General features: G+C 68.7%; 14 protein-coding genes. 7 read left to right on the top strand and 7 right to left on the bottom strand.

The features are described from left to right. Positions 1-26: 26 nt before the first annotated feature. Positions 27-1,634, bottom strand: a complete 1,608-nt coding sequence (locus tag YWM_RS0102830; RefSeq protein ID WP_028849436.1) for an amidohydrolase — start codon at positions 1,632-1,634, stop codon at positions 27-29. 124 nt (positions 1,635-1,758) lie between these two features. Between YWM_RS0102830 and YWM_RS0102825 the strand changes: the two genes are divergently transcribed. Continuing rightward, entirely contained in the window at positions 1,759-3,165 is a 1,407-nt protein-coding gene (locus YWM_RS0102825; protein WP_043659153.1) for a KamA family radical SAM protein, read from the top strand. Here the strand turns inward: YWM_RS0102825 and YWM_RS25060 are convergent. From YWM_RS25060 to YWM_RS0102800, 5 genes are all read right to left on the bottom strand, one after another. Then, positions 3,099-4,526: a S8 family serine peptidase gene (locus tag YWM_RS25060; RefSeq protein WP_052344484.1), complete on the bottom strand. Its 1,428-nt coding sequence runs from the start codon at positions 4,524-4,526 to the stop codon at positions 3,099-3,101. The genes YWM_RS0102825 and YWM_RS25060 overlap by 67 nt on opposite strands. A 254-nt stretch (positions 4,527-4,780) precedes the next feature. After that, a complete protein-coding gene (gene gdhA / locus YWM_RS0102815; protein ID WP_043659150.1) occupies positions 4,781-6,127 on the bottom strand; it encodes an NADP-specific glutamate dehydrogenase in 1,347 nt (448 codons plus the stop codon). 338 nt (positions 6,128-6,465) lie between these two features. Beyond that, the gene (locus YWM_RS0102810) at positions 6,466-8,049 is read right to left on the bottom strand and encodes a phytoene desaturase family protein (RefSeq protein ID WP_028849433.1); all 1,584 of its coding nucleotides are present in this window, start codon (positions 8,047-8,049) and stop codon (positions 6,466-6,468) included. A gap of 13 nt (positions 8,050-8,062) precedes the next feature. Then, complete coding sequence (locus YWM_RS0102805) at positions 8,063-8,536, bottom strand: SRPBCC family protein (RefSeq protein WP_028849432.1); 474 nt, start codon at positions 8,534-8,536, stop codon at positions 8,063-8,065. A gap of 276 nt (positions 8,537-8,812) precedes the next feature. After that, the gene (locus tag YWM_RS0102800) at positions 8,813-9,064 is read right to left on the bottom strand and encodes a Smr/MutS family protein (RefSeq protein WP_028849431.1); all 252 of its coding nucleotides are present in this window, start codon (positions 9,062-9,064) and stop codon (positions 8,813-8,815) included. Positions 9,065-9,217: 153 nt separating this feature from the next. Here YWM_RS0102800 and YWM_RS25055 point away from each other — a divergent pair, with 153 nt between their 5' ends. The 5 genes from YWM_RS25055 to YWM_RS21920 all read left to right on the top strand — a co-directional run bounded on the left by YWM_RS25055 (position 9,218) and on the right by YWM_RS21920 (position 14,352). Further along, positions 9,218-11,518 (top strand): sensor histidine kinase, encoded by a 2,301-nt coding sequence (locus tag YWM_RS25055; protein ID WP_052344483.1) that lies wholly within the window; start codon positions 9,218-9,220, stop codon positions 11,516-11,518. Beyond that, positions 11,443-12,144 (top strand): response regulator, encoded by a 702-nt coding sequence (locus tag YWM_RS0102790; protein WP_052344482.1) that lies wholly within the window; start codon positions 11,443-11,445, stop codon positions 12,142-12,144. The genes YWM_RS25055 and YWM_RS0102790 overlap by 76 nt, the downstream gene beginning before the upstream one ends. 70 nt (positions 12,145-12,214) lie before the next feature. Next, complete coding sequence (locus YWM_RS0102785) at positions 12,215-13,372, top strand: aminotransferase class V-fold PLP-dependent enzyme (protein ID WP_043659146.1); 1,158 nt, start codon at positions 12,215-12,217, stop codon at positions 13,370-13,372. 28 nt (positions 13,373-13,400) lie between these two features. After that, positions 13,401-13,592, top strand: coding sequence for a CsbD family protein (locus YWM_RS0102780; protein WP_028849428.1), 192 nt, complete (start codon positions 13,401-13,403; stop codon positions 13,590-13,592). A 109-nt stretch (positions 13,593-13,701) separates the two neighbouring features. After that, positions 13,702-14,352, top strand: a complete 651-nt coding sequence (locus tag YWM_RS21920) for a CBS domain-containing protein (RefSeq protein ID WP_084612143.1) — start codon at positions 13,702-13,704, stop codon at positions 14,350-14,352. Here YWM_RS21920 and YWM_RS0102770 read toward each other — a convergent pair. Beyond that, positions 14,282-15,049, bottom strand: a complete 768-nt coding sequence (locus tag YWM_RS0102770; protein ID WP_028849427.1) for an IclR family transcriptional regulator — start codon at positions 15,047-15,049, stop codon at positions 14,282-14,284. The two genes, YWM_RS21920 and YWM_RS0102770, sit on opposite strands and share 71 nt — an antisense overlap. Positions 15,050-15,167: 118 nt before the next feature. On the opposite strand from YWM_RS0102770, the gene YWM_RS0102765 reads away from it, so the two are divergent. After that, positions 15,168-15,677, top strand: coding sequence for a winged helix-turn-helix domain-containing protein (locus YWM_RS0102765; protein ID WP_052344480.1), 510 nt, complete (start codon positions 15,168-15,170; stop codon positions 15,675-15,677). The last annotated feature ends 12 nt before the right edge of the window (positions 15,678-15,689 follow it).

Raw genomic sequence — 15,689 nt, 5'->3', positions numbered from 1 at the left:
CTGCGTGTTCTCCGTGTCAGGTCCGCCTACGCCGCGTAGATCGTTACCCCGCGGCGCACGGTGCGCAGGCACGTCGGCAGCGGCGCGTCCGGATCGAGTGGCGGCAGCCCGGGCACGCGCGAGCGAGGATCGGTCGACCAGCGCTGCACGCGGGTGTCCGGCGCGGCAACGACCAGTTCGCCTGCTTCCCAGACCGCGTAGTCGGCGGGCGCACCAGGAACGAGCGTGCCCGAGACGCCGTCGTTGACGCCTGCTGCGCGGTACCCAGCCTTGGTGTGGGCGGTGAAGGCGGCGCGCGGCGAGATGCCCGCTCCCTCGGTGCGGTGGTTGACCGCCGCGCGTACCGAGCGCCAGGGGTCGACCGGAGTGACCGGCGAATCGGATCCTCCGGCCAGCAGCACACCGGTCGCGGCCAGCATGCTGAACGGGTTGAGGCCGGCCGCCCGTTCCGTGCCGAGCCGCTGGGCGTACATGCCGTCCTGGCCGCCCCACAGCTCGTCGAACAGGGGCTGTACCGATGCGGTGACGTTCCATCGCGTCAACGCTTCGGCCTCCCGCGTGCCGATCATCTCGACGTGCTCGAGCCGGTGCCTGCCCGCCACCAGTGCTCGCAGCCCCACCTCGGCTTCGGCACGGGTGAATCCGTCGATGACGGCGTCCAGCGCGCCGTCCCCGATCACGTGAAATCCGGCTTGCATCCCGGCGGACGTGCACGCGACGAGGTGGGCGGCGATGGCGTCGGAGTCCACGTACAGGCGTCCGCGATGGCTTGGGTCGTCCTCGTACGGCGCGCGCAGGCGCGCGGTCCGCGACCCCAGCGCACCATCGACGAAAAGGTCGCCGGCCAGCCCGCGAATCCCGAGGCGCTTGGCCCGTTCGAAGACGGCGTCACTGGCCAGTTCGCCCCAGTACGCGACCACTTCGGGCGTGTCCGGCCCGGTCTTGTCCAGCAGAGCTGCCACGTCGTCCCAGCTGGAGATGTCCGGTCCGGCGCACTCGTGCACGCTCACCACACCACGGGCCGCGACCGCCGCGAGGAAGCTGCGCTGGGCGGCGTCACGCTGCTGCGGGCTGATCGCAGCTCGGGCGGCGCCGCGCAGGGCGTGGTGGCATGCCGCGGTGACGGGGCCTTCGGCGGACCAGCCGTCGGCGTCGCGTGCCTGCGGCGCGAGGTCGACCAGCGCGCTCGACACCAGGGCGGAGTGCACATCGATCCGGCTGATGTACGCGGGACGCCCACCCACGGCCTCGTCGATCTCGGCACGAGTCGGCAAACGGCTGCTCGTCCAACCGGACTCGTCCCAGCCGTGCGCCATCAGCACGCTCGCGTCCGGCTCCTTCCTTGCCGCCTCACGCAGCACCGACAGGACCTCCTGCGCGCTCAGTGTCCCGGTCAGGTCGACGCCGGCCAAGTGCAGCCCGGACGACGTGGCGTGCACGTGCGCGTCGACGAAGCCCGGGGTGACGAACGCGCCGTCCAACGGAATTTCCTCGGCGTCGGGGTGCAGCGCCCGTCCCGGTCCGTCCTGTCCCACCCAGACGATCGTGTCGCCGCTGATCGCCATGGCGGTGGCGTCCGGCGCGGCCGGGCTGTAGACGCGGCCGCCGGTGAGCAAAGTCGTCGTTGATCCCACGCTGTGCAGTCTGCCTGGTTCGCGTATCCGCGGTTGCAGCCGTCGATTAGCGTAAGATTTACGGAGGAACCGCGATGTGGCAGGATCTTTTACCGTACTGGACTGGCCACCGTGAGGAGATCAGATGACCGCCGTCGTGAACCCGCCGGAGAACCTGGCGAGCCAACCGGCGACCGACCTTGACCAGCCGTACGTCTACCGGCGCAAGGAGCTGGTCGAGCCCGACTGGCGTCGCTTGCCCGGCTGGAAGGACGTCACCGAGGCGGAGTGGCGTGACGCGCAATGGCAACGGGTCAAGTGCGTGCGCAACATCCGTCAGCTCCGCGCCGTCATGGGCGATCTGCTCGAGGACCGCTTCTACGCCGACCTGGAGGCCGACCAGAAGAACCTGGCCACCATGTCGATGTTGATCACGCCGCAGATGCTCAACACGATGGCGCCGACCGCGGCGACCACTCCGAAGGAGTTCACCGACGCGTTCCTGGCCGATCCGATCCGCCGGTACATGCTTCCGGTGAAGTCCGATCGCGACCCGAAGTGGCCGTCCCACCCGCACGCCCAGCGGGACTCGCTGCACGAGGCCGAGATGTGGGTGGTGGAAGGACTGACCCACCGCTACCCCACCAAGGTGCTCGCCGAGCTGGTGTCCACCTGCCCGCAGTACTGCGGCCACTGCACCCGGATGGACCTGGTCGGCAATTCGACACCGCTGATCGACAAACACAAGCTGCAACTCAAGCCCGCCGACCGCCAGGACAAGATCATCGAGTACCTGCAGCACACGCCCGGCGTGCGTGATGTCGTGGTTTCCGGTGGCGATGTCGCCAACGTGCCGTGGCACCAGCTCGAGTCGTTCCTGATGCGGCTGCTGGACGTGGAGACGGTGCGGGACATCCGGCTGGCGACCAAGGCGCTGGCCGGGCTTCCCCAGCACTGGCTGCAACCCAAAGTGGTGGAGGGCATGGAGCGAGTGGCCCGCACCGCAGCTCGCCGGGGCGTCAACCTGGCGATTCACACGCACATCAACCACGTGCAGTCGGTCACCCCGCTGGTCGCGGAGGCGGCTCGCACCGCGCTGGAGGTCGGGGTGCGCGACGTGCGGAACCAAGGCGTGCTCATGCGCGGGGTGAACGCCACCCCCGAGGCGCTGCTCGACCTGTGTTTCGCCCTGCAGGGCGAGGCGAACATCCTCCCCTACTACTTCTACATGTGCGACATGATCCCCAACTCCGAGCACTGGCGGCTGGCGGTCTGGGAGGCGCAGGCGCTGCAGCACGCGATCATGGGCTACCTGCCCGGCTACGCGACGCCGCGGATCATCTGCGACGTGCCGTACGTCGGCAAGCGCTGGGTACACCAGCTGGCCGACTACGACCGCACGCGCGGCATCTCGTACTGGACGAAGAACTACCGCACCGCGCTGGAGCGGGACGACCCGGACGCGCTGAGCAGGCGCTACGAGTACTACGACCCGATCAGCACGCTGCCCGCCGAAGGGCAGCAATGGTGGGCCGAACACTCGGAGGACTGACCCACACAACCAGAACGCCCCGCCTCGGAAACCACCGAGGCGGGGCGTTCTGTGTCAGTGCTACCCGTCGCTTTCCCCAGGTTCACGCGACCGTACCCGAAGTTGACGTCACGCCCCGGATCGCCGAGATCGTCGACCGACGCGGTCAGCTTGGCCCGCCAGTCCTCCGGCGTGCCGCCCTGCGCCGCGATCAGCGCCGCCACTGCGGAGGCGTGCGGCGTGGCCATCGACGTGCCGGACGCCTTCCGGTACCCACCGTCGTTCCAGGTCGACAGGACGTCGACACCAGGTGCGGCAACTTCCACATCTTCGTTGTAGGTGGAGAAGTCCGCCTTCTGGTCGTTGTGGTCGGTCGCCGCCACCGAGACGACCTCTTCGTACGCCGCCGGGTAGTTCGGGGACGAGTTCCCGCCGTTACCGGCCGCGGCGATGATCAACGATCCGTTGTCGGAGGCGTTGCGCACCGCGGTCTGCAGCGTCTGCGAACCACTCGCGCCGCCCAGCGACATCGAGATGATCTTCGCGCCCTTCTCGTTCAGCCACGTGATGCAGTTGGCGACCATGTCCAGCGTGCCGGAGCCGCTGCCGTTGAGCGCCTTGCAGATGGCCAGCTCCGAGTTGAACGCCACGCCCGTGACACCCTTGCCGTTGTTGGCGTTGGCCGCGATGGTGCCCGCGACGTGCGTGCCATGCCCGTTGTCGTCCTCGCACTTGGCCGGGTCGTCGGAGATCGTCGGGTCGGCGCCGATCACGATGATGATCAGGCTGATGCCGAAGTTCGTCACACCACCGCAGTCGACGATCTTGCCGCCCTGGAACTCCTCGTGCGAGGTCTGGATGCCGGTGTCGACGATGCCGACCTTGACCCCGCCACTGTTCGGGAAGCTGCCGAGCCCGGCGTTGTCCCAGCCCTCCGGCGCGTTGATGTCGGCGTCCGCCGTACCGCCCGTCTGGCCGGTGTTGTGCAGACCGTAGAGCTGGTCGAAGTCGGGGTCGTTGGGCACCGCCTGGGTGGTCATCACCGCGTTGACCTCGGCGTATTCCACCACTGCCGACTTGTTCAGCCGCTCCACCGCCTTGCGCGGGTCGCCGGCCACGCGCAGCGTCATCGCCCCGGTCCCGGCGATGTTGGCGACCTTGCCCACCACCCCGGCGAGCTTCTGCACCGCCGAACGCTGGCCGGCCGACGCCGACGACTTGAACTTCACGATGACCGAGTCGGTGGAGATCGCCTTGCTCGGCGGCGGCGCGGCTGCCGCCTGCTGTTCGGCCACCGCGGTGGAGGGAATGGACAACGCGGCTGCGGCCAGTCCCGCTGTCGCCGCGACGACGACGGCGGAACGCCATCTGCGTGCACTCATGCTGGCAACCCTTCTCGCGTTCACCCGTTGGGGTTTAGGAGCGGGCGAATTTGGCGGATTTTCCGGTTAACGACGAGTAAGTTCCGAAAGATACTCGTGAGTTTCCAACACCAGTACAGCCATTAGTAGGGTGACGCGACACGACCGGTTACGGAACGTAACTTGTCGTGAGGGTTGCCGGGGCATGAATGCAGATCGGCGGCCGAGGCGTCACTGCCCTGGCCGCCGACCGGCGTGGAGAATGCGCGCTGCGATCAGATGACACCCAGCGCCAGCATCGCGTCGGCCACGTGCGTGAAACCGGTGATGTTCGCTCCGACCAGATAGTTGCCCGGCGCGCCGTACTCCTCGGCCGTTTCCAGGCACCGGTCGTGGATGCCCTGCATGATCGAGGCCAGCCGCTGCTCGGTGTACTGGAAGTCCCACGAATCGCGGGAAGCGTTCTGCTGCATCTCCAGCGCACTGGTGGCGACTCCCCCGGCATTGGCCGCCTTACCCGGCGCGAACGCCGTGCCTGCGTCAGCGAACAACCGCACTGCGTCGGGCGTGCACGGCATGTTGGCACCCTCGGCCACCACCGAACAGCCGTTCTTGATCAGCACCTCGGCGTCGGCACCGGTGAGCTCGTTCTGGGTCGCGCACGGCAAGGCGATGTCACACGGCACCTCCCACACCGTGCGCCCTTCGACGTACCGGGCCGATCCCGCCCGCCGGTCGACGTACTCGGAGATCCGGCCGCGCCGGACTTCCTTGATGTCCTTGAGGATCCCGAAGTCGATGCCCTTCTCGTCGACGACATAGCCGGTCGAGTCCGAACACGCGACGACCCTGCCGCCCAGCTCCTGCACCTTCTCGATCGCATACAGCGCCACGTTCCCGGAGCCGGACACCACAACCTTCTTGCCGTCGAACGAGTCGCCCCGCGTCTTGAGGATCTCCTCGACGAAGAAGACCGTGCCGTAGCCGGTGGCCTCCTTGCGCACCTGGGACCCGCCCCAGGACAGGCCCTTGCCGGTGAGCACCCCCGACTCGTAGCGGTTGGTGATCCGCTTGTACTGGCCGAACAAGTAGCCCAGCTCCCGCTCGCCGACGCCGGAGTCACCGGCCGGGACGTCGGTGTACTCGCCGATGTGGCGGTACAGCTCGGTCATGAACGACTGGCAGAACCGCATCACCTCGCCGTCGGAGCGGCCCTTGGGGTCGAAGTCCGCGCCGCCCTTGCCGCCCCCGATGGGCAGGCCGGTGAGAGCGTTCTTGAACGTCTGCTCGAACCCGAGGAACTTGACGATGCTCAAGTTCACGCTGGGGTGGAACCGCAAGCCGCCCTTGTACGGACCGAGCGCGGAGTTGAACTCGACTCGGAAGCCGCGGTTGATCTGCACCGTTCCGTTGTCGTCCACCCACGGCACGCGGAAGATGATCTGCCGCTCGGGCTCACACAGCCGCTGAATCACGCTGGCGTACTCGGGGTGCTTGCCGACCACTCGCCCGAGACTGTCCAGTACCTCGTGGGCGGCCTGGTGGAACTCGCTCTCGTTCGGGTTGCGACGCACGACCTCGCGGTATACGTCAAGCAGTTTGTCGTCCAACGACGTCGTCAACGATGACTCCAATCGTCCCAATAGCGCCCGCGGGCACCGATGCCGTGCTCGATCCGCCGGACGCGGACCGGCTCTCTGGCGTGTGGTGTTTCCTGCCCCGTCGCGGTCCGCCACCGGGCGAATACGCAGGCGTGGGCACGATCGACGGTAACCCACCGGCATGCCGCCAACGCCTTTGTTGCGACCGACTTCTCACCGACGTGCCAACTGCCGGCGGTCGCGGACATGAGCGAGCGCACTGCCCACGTCGACCGTTCGCGGCGCTGCGAACGTGAGGCGAGACCTCCGCCGACATCGTTCGGCGGCGCAGAATCGTAGCGGGTGACGGCACGGGCAGGCTATCCGTACAGCTTGCGGTGCAGGTAGCGCATGGTCTTGCCGTAGCCGCCCCCGAAAGCGCCGCTCCTGGCAAGAGCGGCACGCGCCGCGTTGGCGCCCGGCGCCCCGTGCACCGCGCCACCGGGGTGAGCGGACGCGCTGGCGAGAAACAGTCCGTCGATCGGGGTGTCGGCGCGACCGAGCCCTGGAACCGGCCGGAAGAACAGTTGTTGATGAATGCCCGCCGTGCCGCCGTTGACCGCGCCGCCGACCAGGCTCGGATTGTGCCGCTGCAGATCGTGCGGGCCGGACACCACGCGATCCAGCACCAGGTCACCGAATCCCGGCGCGTGCTCCTCCACCAGAGCTTGCACCCGGTCGGCCTGCTTCACCGCGTTGTCCGGGTCGTGCGAGTCGCGCGGGACGTGCGTGTAGGCCCACGCCGACTCGGTACCTGCGGGTGACCGTGCCGGGTCCGAGGTGGTCATCTGGCCGAACAGCACGAACGGCCGTTCCGGCACCCGGCCGCACGCCAGATCCGTGGCGAAGTCGGCAAGGCCGTTGACGTCGGCATCGAAGTGGACGACACCCGCGGCGCGAGCCTCCGGTGCCTTCCACGGGATCGGCCCGGACAGCGCCCAGTCGATTTTCACCGTGGCGTCGTCCCACTCGAAGAACTCCAGATCACTGACGAACCGGGCTGGCAACCGATCGAGGCCGACCAGGTTCATGTACAGGGTCGGTGCGGGCACGTCGGCCAGAACCGCGCGGCGAGCCCGGACGAGCCCACCACCGGCATCGCGGACGCCCATCGCGCGGTCCTGCGCGATCAGCACCTCGGTGACCGGCCGCGAGCACTCGATGCGTCCACCTCGGTCGGTCAGGCGATCGACGAGTGCCCGGGTCAACGATCCTGCTCCGCCCTCCGGCACCGGGAACCCGACATCCTGTCCCAGCATGGACAACAGCCAGCCGAACACACCGCTCGCCGCACTGTCCGGGCCGAGGTCGGTGTGCAGTGCGCAGCCGGCGATCAAGGCCTGCGCCCCGATGCCGGTGAAGTTCTCCACCCCGAACCGGCGGCCGGACAGCGTCACCGTCCGGGCCAGCCTCAGCGTGTCCGCCGGGCCCAGCTTCCGGACCATGCGTGCCGCCGCCTTGACCGGCGGGAACGGAGCGGTGATCGCCTCGAGCAGCTCGTCGCGCACGCGTTGCCAGTCGCTGAAGCAACGCCGCCAGGCCTGCCCGTCGCCGGGAGCGAAAGCCTCCAGCGACTCGGCGGTGCGGTCCAGGTCGCGGGACAGCAGAGCGCACCGATCGTCCGGCAGCACATGGGCCAGCACTTCCGGTGCGTGTCGCCAGCGCAGCCCGTGCTGCTCCAGGTCGAGCGCGCTCAGCACCGGTGACGCGATGCCCAATGGGTAGAACGCGCTGCACAAGTCGCTGAGGAAGCCCGGCCTGGTGAGTTCGGCGGTGCGAACCGACCCACCGGGATGCGGGGTGGCCTCCAGCACCAGGACGTCCCAGCCACGGTCGGCCAGCATGTTCGCCGCGACCAGCCCGTTCGGCCCTGCCCCGATGACCACGGCATCAGCTGAATCCATGGTTCTCCGCAGGTCACCCTCGGCCGGGGGCCGGTGTCGCCGCATCGGCCAGTGCGACCCGCCCCTGCACGAGATCCGCCAGCCGCGACAACGACTCGGTGTTGCGCGGTTTGAGCACCAGTGCCTGCAACCCGACGGGGATGCGAGCCATCGGTCCGTAGACGATCTGTTCGGCCATCCGCACCTCGGTCCCGCCCTCCACCGGGGTCAGTTCCATGGTGACCAGCGCGGTGCCCAGCGGGCGCACCTCGGCTTCGAGCTCGAGCAGTGACGGCGGCTCTGCCTTGAGCACGCGCGTCACGTCGGCCATTTGTACCGGCCACGGGCCGAGCTTGTGGTGGATCCGCGCGCCCACGGCGGGCCACTCACGGTCGACGGCGCGAATGTGCGCGGCGCCGACCACCCAGTTCGCGTACTGCCATCCGTCGGTCAGTACGTCGAAAACCTTCTTGGGTTCCGCGGCGATGAACCGCCGTACTTCCACCATCGTTTCCCTCCGTCGTCGGCCTGCCCCTGCGGGCGGGCCGTGGCAACCACGATCGTCGTCAGCCCAACCCGCGTCGCGGCAGCGCACCGCGACACAGCCTGGTGGGGAACTACCCCGCGCCTGCGACTGACACACATGAAGCGTCAGGCATGCGGCCCCGCAGCGCATGTGCTCCGTTCACCCGGAAGGAGGGCGTCCGGGCGGGAACGGCGGCGACCCATGCTTGCCGGCACGGCGACACCGTTCACGGGACGAATCGCCGGCAGCGGCCGCCGGTCAGAAATGGACGAGGATGCGGCCGGCGTTCTCCGGATCGATCTCCGCCGACCGGTAGAGGTTTTTCATGTGCTTCGCGCCGAGCATCCGCATGACGCGGTGCTGCAGCTTGCCGTCTCCCTTGCCGACGATGATCTCGGCCAACGGCACCTTGCCCTGTTTGGCCCGGAAGATGATCTGGCGGACCGCTCGGTCGATGTCCCGGTCGCTGCGGAAGACCGGGTGCAGATCCACGGTGAGCTTCTCCGGCATCTCCTACCCCTGCGATTCGTGTGCTGTCACGAACACGAACCGCCGGCGTGCACGGTTCGCTTCGCGGCCACGGTAACCGCTCGAAATCAGCCCGACCACGGCGCGGCGAGGTACTGTGCGCAAATCGAATGATCCGTGCTCGGGAGTGGATCGATGTGGCGAGGGCTGATCGGTGACATCCGGACGCCGGGGTCGAGCGAGTCCCGGCTGTTCGCGGTTGCCATCCGGTTCGGCCTGCTGGCCAAGCTGTCCACCATCAGCCTGTGCACGGTGCTGGGTGTCGTGGCGGCCACCGGCACCGCACAGGTTGCCGTCGGGCTGATCGGCACCAGCCTGGTCGCGTGGTACCTGCTCCGCCTGCGCGGTCTGCCGGACTCGACCGCGTTGCTCGGTGACATGTTGATGGCCGCACTCGCCGGTGCCAGTCAGGCATGGCTCGGTCCACCGAGCGCGGTGAGCTGGGGTTTACGGACCGCGTTCCTGTGCGCCGTGATCGCCCACTACGACTGGCCGCGCCGAGCCCGCTCGGCGTGGGCGGTCTCGCTGTCGGCGATCGGCGGTTTCGCCGCGGGCGCCCTCGTCCAGACGCCGACCCCGGAAGCCGTTCGTCTCACCGTCTTGCTGGTCATCCAGACCACGTTGGCCCGGGTGGTGTTCATCGTCCTGCGCGCAACCGCCCGCGCCGTCGACCAGGCGCACGAGCGGGTCGCAGAGCAACAACGGCAAGCCGCCGTGGTCACCGCCCGACGACTGGCCGAACGCGAATCGCTGGCGACGTTGCACGACACCGCGTGCACCACGCTGATGATGGTCTCGACCGGGGCCGCCGAGTCGGACTCCTCGTGGTTGCCTGCCCGTGCCCGGCGAGATCTGGAGGCGTTGCAGCAACGCACGGAGGTCACCGGCGTGGTGGATCTCGCGGATCTGCTGCACGAAGCGGAGTTCGATCACCGTGTGCGGCTCGACATCGACGTGTCCGGGCCGCTGCCTACGTCCGCCAGGGCCGCTTCGGCGATTCTTTACGGCTTACGGGAAGCGGTCGTCAACGTCGCCCAGCATGCCGGAACCGATGTTGCCGTGCTCCGCGCGGGCCGGGACGACGACACCGTGTGGGTCGAACTGGTCGACCAAGGGCGTGGCTTCGATCCGTCCGATCTTCCCGCCCGTCACCGCGGTATCGCCGATTCCATCCAGGGGCGGTGCGCCATGGCGGGAGCGACCGCGGCGGTGTCGTCGGCACCGGGGACCGGCACGACGATCCGGTGGGAGGTCACCGCTGCGGGTTCACCCGCTGCTCCCCCGCCGCCGAGCAACCTCGCTCGGTTCATTCAGCAGCGCATGTTCGACGGCTACCGGGCCGGGCTGCTGTGCGTGGTGCTCGTCGAGCTCACCATCGCCTGCGTCACCGGAATGATCGGTGCGGGCAGCCGCGACATCCTCGCGTGGGCGCTCTTCGCCGTGGTCGGTGCCGGATTGTCCGCGTTGACGCTGCTCCGGCGGCCGATCGCCGGCCCGCTGCGCTGGATCGGGCTGGCGGTCGTCGCTGCCTGCAGCGTCATCCTCACCCCCGCAATGCCGGTTGATCCGCCCGCGCTGGGGTCACACTGGTGCCTCGGCCTGATCGGCTGGTACGTGCTGGTGCTGTTGTTGGACCTGCGGCTGCCGATCATCGGTGCCGTGCTCGCTGCCCACGCTGCGTGGCTGTTCGGCCTGATCGCCTCCAGCGGAGGCGGCGTCCAGGATCTGGCTGCCGTCGCGCTCGTCGCAGTCGGCGTGACCGGATTCCAGTTCGCGGTCGCCGCCGCCCTTGTGCTCATCCGCCAGTCCGCCAACGAGGCCGCCGAAGTAGCCGAGCGCGACGAAGCGATGCGCAGGCAGGCGGCGGTCGCCGCACACACGCACGCCGACCACACCCGCCGCTACGCCGAACTCAGCCGGGAAGCCGTGCCGCTGCTGACCGGGCTGGCCGACGGCACGCTCGATCCGAACGACGAGCAGACGCGGACCCGCTGCGCCATCGAGGCCGCGCGGATGCGCGTGTTGTTCGCCGAGCGCGACGCCGCTGACGACACGTTGATCCACGAGCTGCGCGCCGCGATCGACGTGGCCGAGCGGCGGGGCGTCACGGTGCACCTGGCAGTGCGTGGCAAACCCCTCGGGATGCCGCGTGACGTCCGCCGCGCCCTGCTGCAGGCGGTGCTCAACGGTGTGCTCACCGCACGGTCCAAGGCGCGCATCACGGTCCTGCGGACCGAATCCCACGTACGGCTCAGCAGTTACTGCGACGACGCGGTGGACACCGGGATCCCGCAGCCGTCGCACCCGGACGTGGACGTCAGCACCGATTCCGAAGGGGGTGCCCTGTGGGTCCAGGCGACATGGCCGAGAACAGCACCGCGACCACCGGCAGCGTCCTCGGCGGAGGCGCCACCGAGGACATTACTGTCGCAGTGATCGACGATCATCCGGCGGTCGCCGCCGGGATCCAGGCCTGGTATGCCGCCAGCGACCCACCGATCCGCGTCGTGGCCTCCGGCGCGACCGCTCAAACGGCCTGGCTGCCGCCCGGCAGGGACGCCGACGTCGTGGTGCTCGATCTGCTCCTCGCCCCCGACCATCCGGAGTGTTTCGGCGATCTACGCAGGCTCGCCGACGCGGGCCGTCGCGTCATCGTCTACACCATGCGCGAGGACGAGCAGGTCGCGTTGACCTGCCTCGAGCTGGGTGCCTTCACGTTCCTGACCAAGGCGGAGGGACAGCAGCACCTGGTCGACGCCACCATCGCCGCGGCGCACGATCGTCCCTACATCGCACCCGCGCTTGCCGGGGCCTTCGCCGCCGACACCAAGTCACATCGACCACAGCTGTCCGCGCGGGAACAGGAAGTGCTCATCGAGTGGTTCCAGTGCGAGTCGAAGCAGCTGGTCGCCAAGCGCATCGGGATCACCACCAACACCGTGGGCACCTATCTGGACCGTGTGCGGTTGAAGTACGCCAACGTCGGACGTCCGGCCCCGACCAAGGCCGCGCTGGTCGTGCGGGCGATCCAGGACGGGATCATCACGCTCGAGGAGCTCTGATCGACGGCCGGGGGATGTCGGCCACCCGGGCTATCATCTGGCGGCTGTTGATCAGGAGAGAAAGGTCGCCATGAGCATCGCTGCTCGTCGTATTCCGTCCGTGCGAAGTCTGTTCGACATCCCTGCCGATGTCGCCTTCTTCGACCTCGCCGGGTTGGCGCCGACGTTGCGGGAGGGGTTCGTCGCCGGTGACGAGGCTCTGCGGCGGCGCGCCCGGCCGTGGACGGCCGGCGATGCGTGGCCCCGCGCGACCGAGCGCCGCCGCGAGCTGTTCGCCGGCCTGATCGGCGCCCGGCCGGATGACGTCGCGTTGATCGCGGCAAGCAGCTACGGCATGGCCACGGCGGCGGCCAACCTCACGGCGGAGCCGGCGCAGCGCGTGCTCGTGCTTGCCGACGAGTATCCCTCCGGCATCTACACCTGGCGTCGCTTCAGCGAACGCACCGGTGCAGACATCCTCACCGTGCGGCCGGCTGAGGGGCAGACGTGGACCGACGCCGTGCTCGGCGCGCTGGATTCCTCCGTGGCCGTGGTGTCCGTGCCTCAGGTGCATTGGTTCGACGGCGCTCTGCTCGACCTGGAAGCCATCGGTGCCGCCGCCCGCGCCGTCGGCGCTGCTCTGGTGGTCGACGCCAGTCAGTCGGTCGGCGCCATGCCGTTCGACGTGCGGGCCGTTCAGCCGGACTTTCTCGTGTGTGTCGGCCACAAATGGCTGCTCGGACCGTTCGGGCTCGGCTACCTCTACGTCGCCCCGGATCGCCAGTCCGGCACGCCGATCGAGGAGAACTGGGTCAACCGCCTCGGTTCGGAGGATTTCACGCGGCTCACCGAGTATCCGTCGGAGTATCAGCCGGGGGCGCGGCGGTTCGACATGGGCCAGCGCGCGGCGTTCGAGCTCACCCCGGTCGCGCTCACCGCACTGGAGCGGATCACCGAGTGGGGCGTTCCGGCGATCGCGGAGACGCTAGGCGCCATCACGGCACACATCAGCGGTGAGCTGCGCGAGATGGGCTTGGCCACGACCGAGCCTCGCGGCCCGCACATGTTCGGTGTGTCGCTGCCACCGGGGACGCAGGACGACTACGTCAAGCGCCTTGCCGAGGCCGGCGTCTACGTCAGTGCCCGGGGCGCCGGTCTTCGGATCAGCCCGTACCTGTACACCACCGAGGAGGACGTCGATCGGCTACTGAGCACGCTGCGAGGTATCGGCGAGCGCGATCTTGGGTAACCGTGGTCATCCGACGAAAGGAATGGCCATGGCCACCGGCGACAAGATCGACAAGGTAACGGGCAAGGCGAAGGAAGGCCTGGGCAAGGCCACCGACGATCAGGACCTGCAGAACGAGGGCCGGACGCAGCACGGTGTGGCCAAGGCGAAGGACGCCGTGAAGGATGCCGCAGGCAAAGTGAAGGACGCTGCCCGGGACATGACCAACCGCGACCGGTAACGGGTGACCGCGGCGAGGACCACGGTCATCGCGGTCGGGGACCTAGGACCGCAGCGCAACGGCCCCGGCTCCGGCATCGTCTCTCGAGATTCGACGTCGGGAGCACGGCATGCGGGCACGAGACATCATGACCAGCCCTGCGGTGACGGTTCATCGCGACACCCCGATCGGCACCGCCGCGGGCACCCTGGCCCGAACGGGCTTCCGGGCTCTGCCCGTGGTGGACACCGGTCACCAGCTCATCGGTCTGGTCACTGCAAACACCATCGACACCTACCTTTTCGCCTACCCCGAGCGCGAGGCGTTGCGCCGGACCTGGCCGGTCAGTGAGGTGATGACGACCGAGGTCACCACGGCCGATGCGGGCGCCGATCTAGCCGATCTGGTGGCGACCATGCTCGAGCAACAGGTGCGCACCGTCCCGGTCACCGACGGCCCCCAAGTGGTCGGGGTGATCACGCGCCGGGATCTGGTGCACACGGTCGCCGAGGATCAGGCCATCGCCTGCGGTGAGATTCGCAAGCGACTCGAGCGCTACGGCGGCCGTGGTCGGTGGACGGTCTCGGTGCACAACGGCGTCGCGACGATCACCGACACGCAGGACGATGCGATCGATCGGCACATCGTGCGGGTGCTGGCCGAGTCCGTGCCGGGCGTGGTGCGAGCTCAGGTCGTCCCGCCGGACGGCGTCACCGCGTGGCGAGCAGCAGCGGGCCCACTTCCTCCGCCGCAACCCGCAATCGCTCAGTCAGTTCGCTGATCTTCTCGTCGGTGATCCGCACCGTCGGTCCCTGCACCGCGATCGCGGCGACCACGCCGCCGTCGGAGCTCAGTACCGGAACGGCCACCGTGCGCACGCCGGCGTGCCGCTCCTCGTCGTTGAGCGCCCAGCCACGCTCGCGCACGCGCCGAAGCTCGTCCGCCAGCTCCGCCGGGTCGGTGATCGTCTTTTCGGTGATGGGCGGCAGCTCCCCCAGCTCCGCGATCTCGGCCTCGATGTCCCCGGCGAACGCGAGCAGGCACTTGCCCATCGCGGACGTGTGCAGCGGCACCCGCGTACCCGGCTGCTGAGCGAAACGCAACGGCTGTGCCGAGGCGACGTCCAGCACCACCTGCACGTCGGTGCCGGCCCGGATTCCCAGGTTCACGGACTCGCCGGTGTCGGTCGACAGCGCCCGCAGCGACGGCAGCGCGGGGTCGTAGCCCAGTCCCCTGGCCGCCTTGTTGCCCAGCACCACCAGCGTCGGACCGAGCTGATAGCGCTCGGTCTTCGGGTCCTGCGTCAGCAGCCCCCCTTCGGTCAACGCCTTGGTGACGCGGTGTGCCGTGCTGATGCTCAGACCGGTGCGGCGGGCGATCTCGGTGATACCCAGGTCGGTCGCGGATTCGAAGCAGCGCAGCACGCCGAGTGCACGCTCGATGGCTTGGGCTCCGGTGCGGCTGCGCTGATCAGGCACGGGTCAATCCTGGCACACACCAGCTCCGGCCGAGCGAACTACCTCGCCACCCCTGGCCAGAACTTTCCATATAGCAGGAAGCATTTCCACAACTGCTCGGATCTGCGACAGTGGCTTTGTGACCAGCACAAACACCAGCCTGACCGTCGTTCTGCAGCTCACCGTTCCTGCGGAGCGCGTATACACGGTCGGGGCACAGCTCGCCGAAGCCATCCGCTCCGCGGCCGAGCTGCCCGGGCTCCAGATGACCGTGCACGGCGCAGCGCCCGCTCCCGAGCTCGTGCCGACCCGGCTGCGGCGTGAGCCGCCGGTGCGCATCCTGTGCGCCCAGCGCCGCGTCCTGCGCGACGGTCAGAACGTCCCTCTGACGCGACTGGAATACGACTTGCTGCTCTTCCTGTGCCGCAACCCCGGCCAGGTACACCGACGCGACGCACTTATGGCAACCGTGTGGAAGCTGTCCGCGCCGTATCGAACCCGCACCATCGACGTGCACATCCGTCGGTTACGCCGCAAGCTGGGCGACGACCTGCCGTTGATCAACACCGTGCGCGGCGTCGGTTACCGCGTGGACGACGTCGATCTCGTGCGCATCGACGAAGAACCGCCCGTTCGGCAGTCGGCCTGATCCGGCCGCACT

Source organism: Thermocrispum municipale DSM 44069 (assembly GCF_000427825.1).
In the GTDB taxonomy this organism is placed as follows: domain Bacteria; phylum Actinomycetota; class Actinomycetes; order Mycobacteriales; family Pseudonocardiaceae; genus Thermocrispum; species Thermocrispum municipale.
This window is presented reverse-complemented; position numbering and strand designations above follow the sequence as displayed.

What these genes read in the sequence shown, in the direction of transcription:
- YWM_RS0102825 (WP_043659153.1), top strand. Translation starts at nt 1,759, where the DNA reads ATGACCGCCGTCGTGAACCCGCCGGAGAACCTGGCGAGCCAACCGGCG.
- YWM_RS25060 (WP_052344484.1), bottom strand. Translation starts at nt 4,526, where the DNA reads ATGAGTGCACGCAGATGGCGTTCCGCCGTCGTCGTCGCGGCGACAGCG.
- YWM_RS0102810 (WP_028849433.1), bottom strand. Translation starts at nt 8,049, where the DNA reads ATGGATTCAGCTGATGCCGTGGTCATCGGGGCAGGGCCGAACGGGCTG.
- YWM_RS0102805 (WP_028849432.1), bottom strand. Translation starts at nt 8,536, where the DNA reads ATGGTGGAAGTACGGCGGTTCATCGCCGCGGAACCCAAGAAGGTTTTC.
- YWM_RS0102800 (WP_028849431.1), bottom strand. Translation starts at nt 9,064, where the DNA reads ATGCCGGAGAAGCTCACCGTGGATCTGCACCCGGTCTTCCGCAGCGAC.
- YWM_RS25055 (WP_052344483.1), top strand. Translation starts at nt 9,218, where the DNA reads ATGTGGCGAGGGCTGATCGGTGACATCCGGACGCCGGGGTCGAGCGAG.
- YWM_RS0102790 (WP_052344482.1), top strand. Translation starts at nt 11,443, where the DNA reads ATGGCCGAGAACAGCACCGCGACCACCGGCAGCGTCCTCGGCGGAGGC.
- YWM_RS0102785 (WP_043659146.1), top strand. Translation starts at nt 12,215, where the DNA reads ATGAGCATCGCTGCTCGTCGTATTCCGTCCGTGCGAAGTCTGTTCGAC.
- YWM_RS0102780 (WP_028849428.1), top strand. Translation starts at nt 13,401, where the DNA reads ATGGCCACCGGCGACAAGATCGACAAGGTAACGGGCAAGGCGAAGGAA.
- YWM_RS21920 (WP_084612143.1), top strand. Translation starts at nt 13,702, where the DNA reads ATGCGGGCACGAGACATCATGACCAGCCCTGCGGTGACGGTTCATCGC.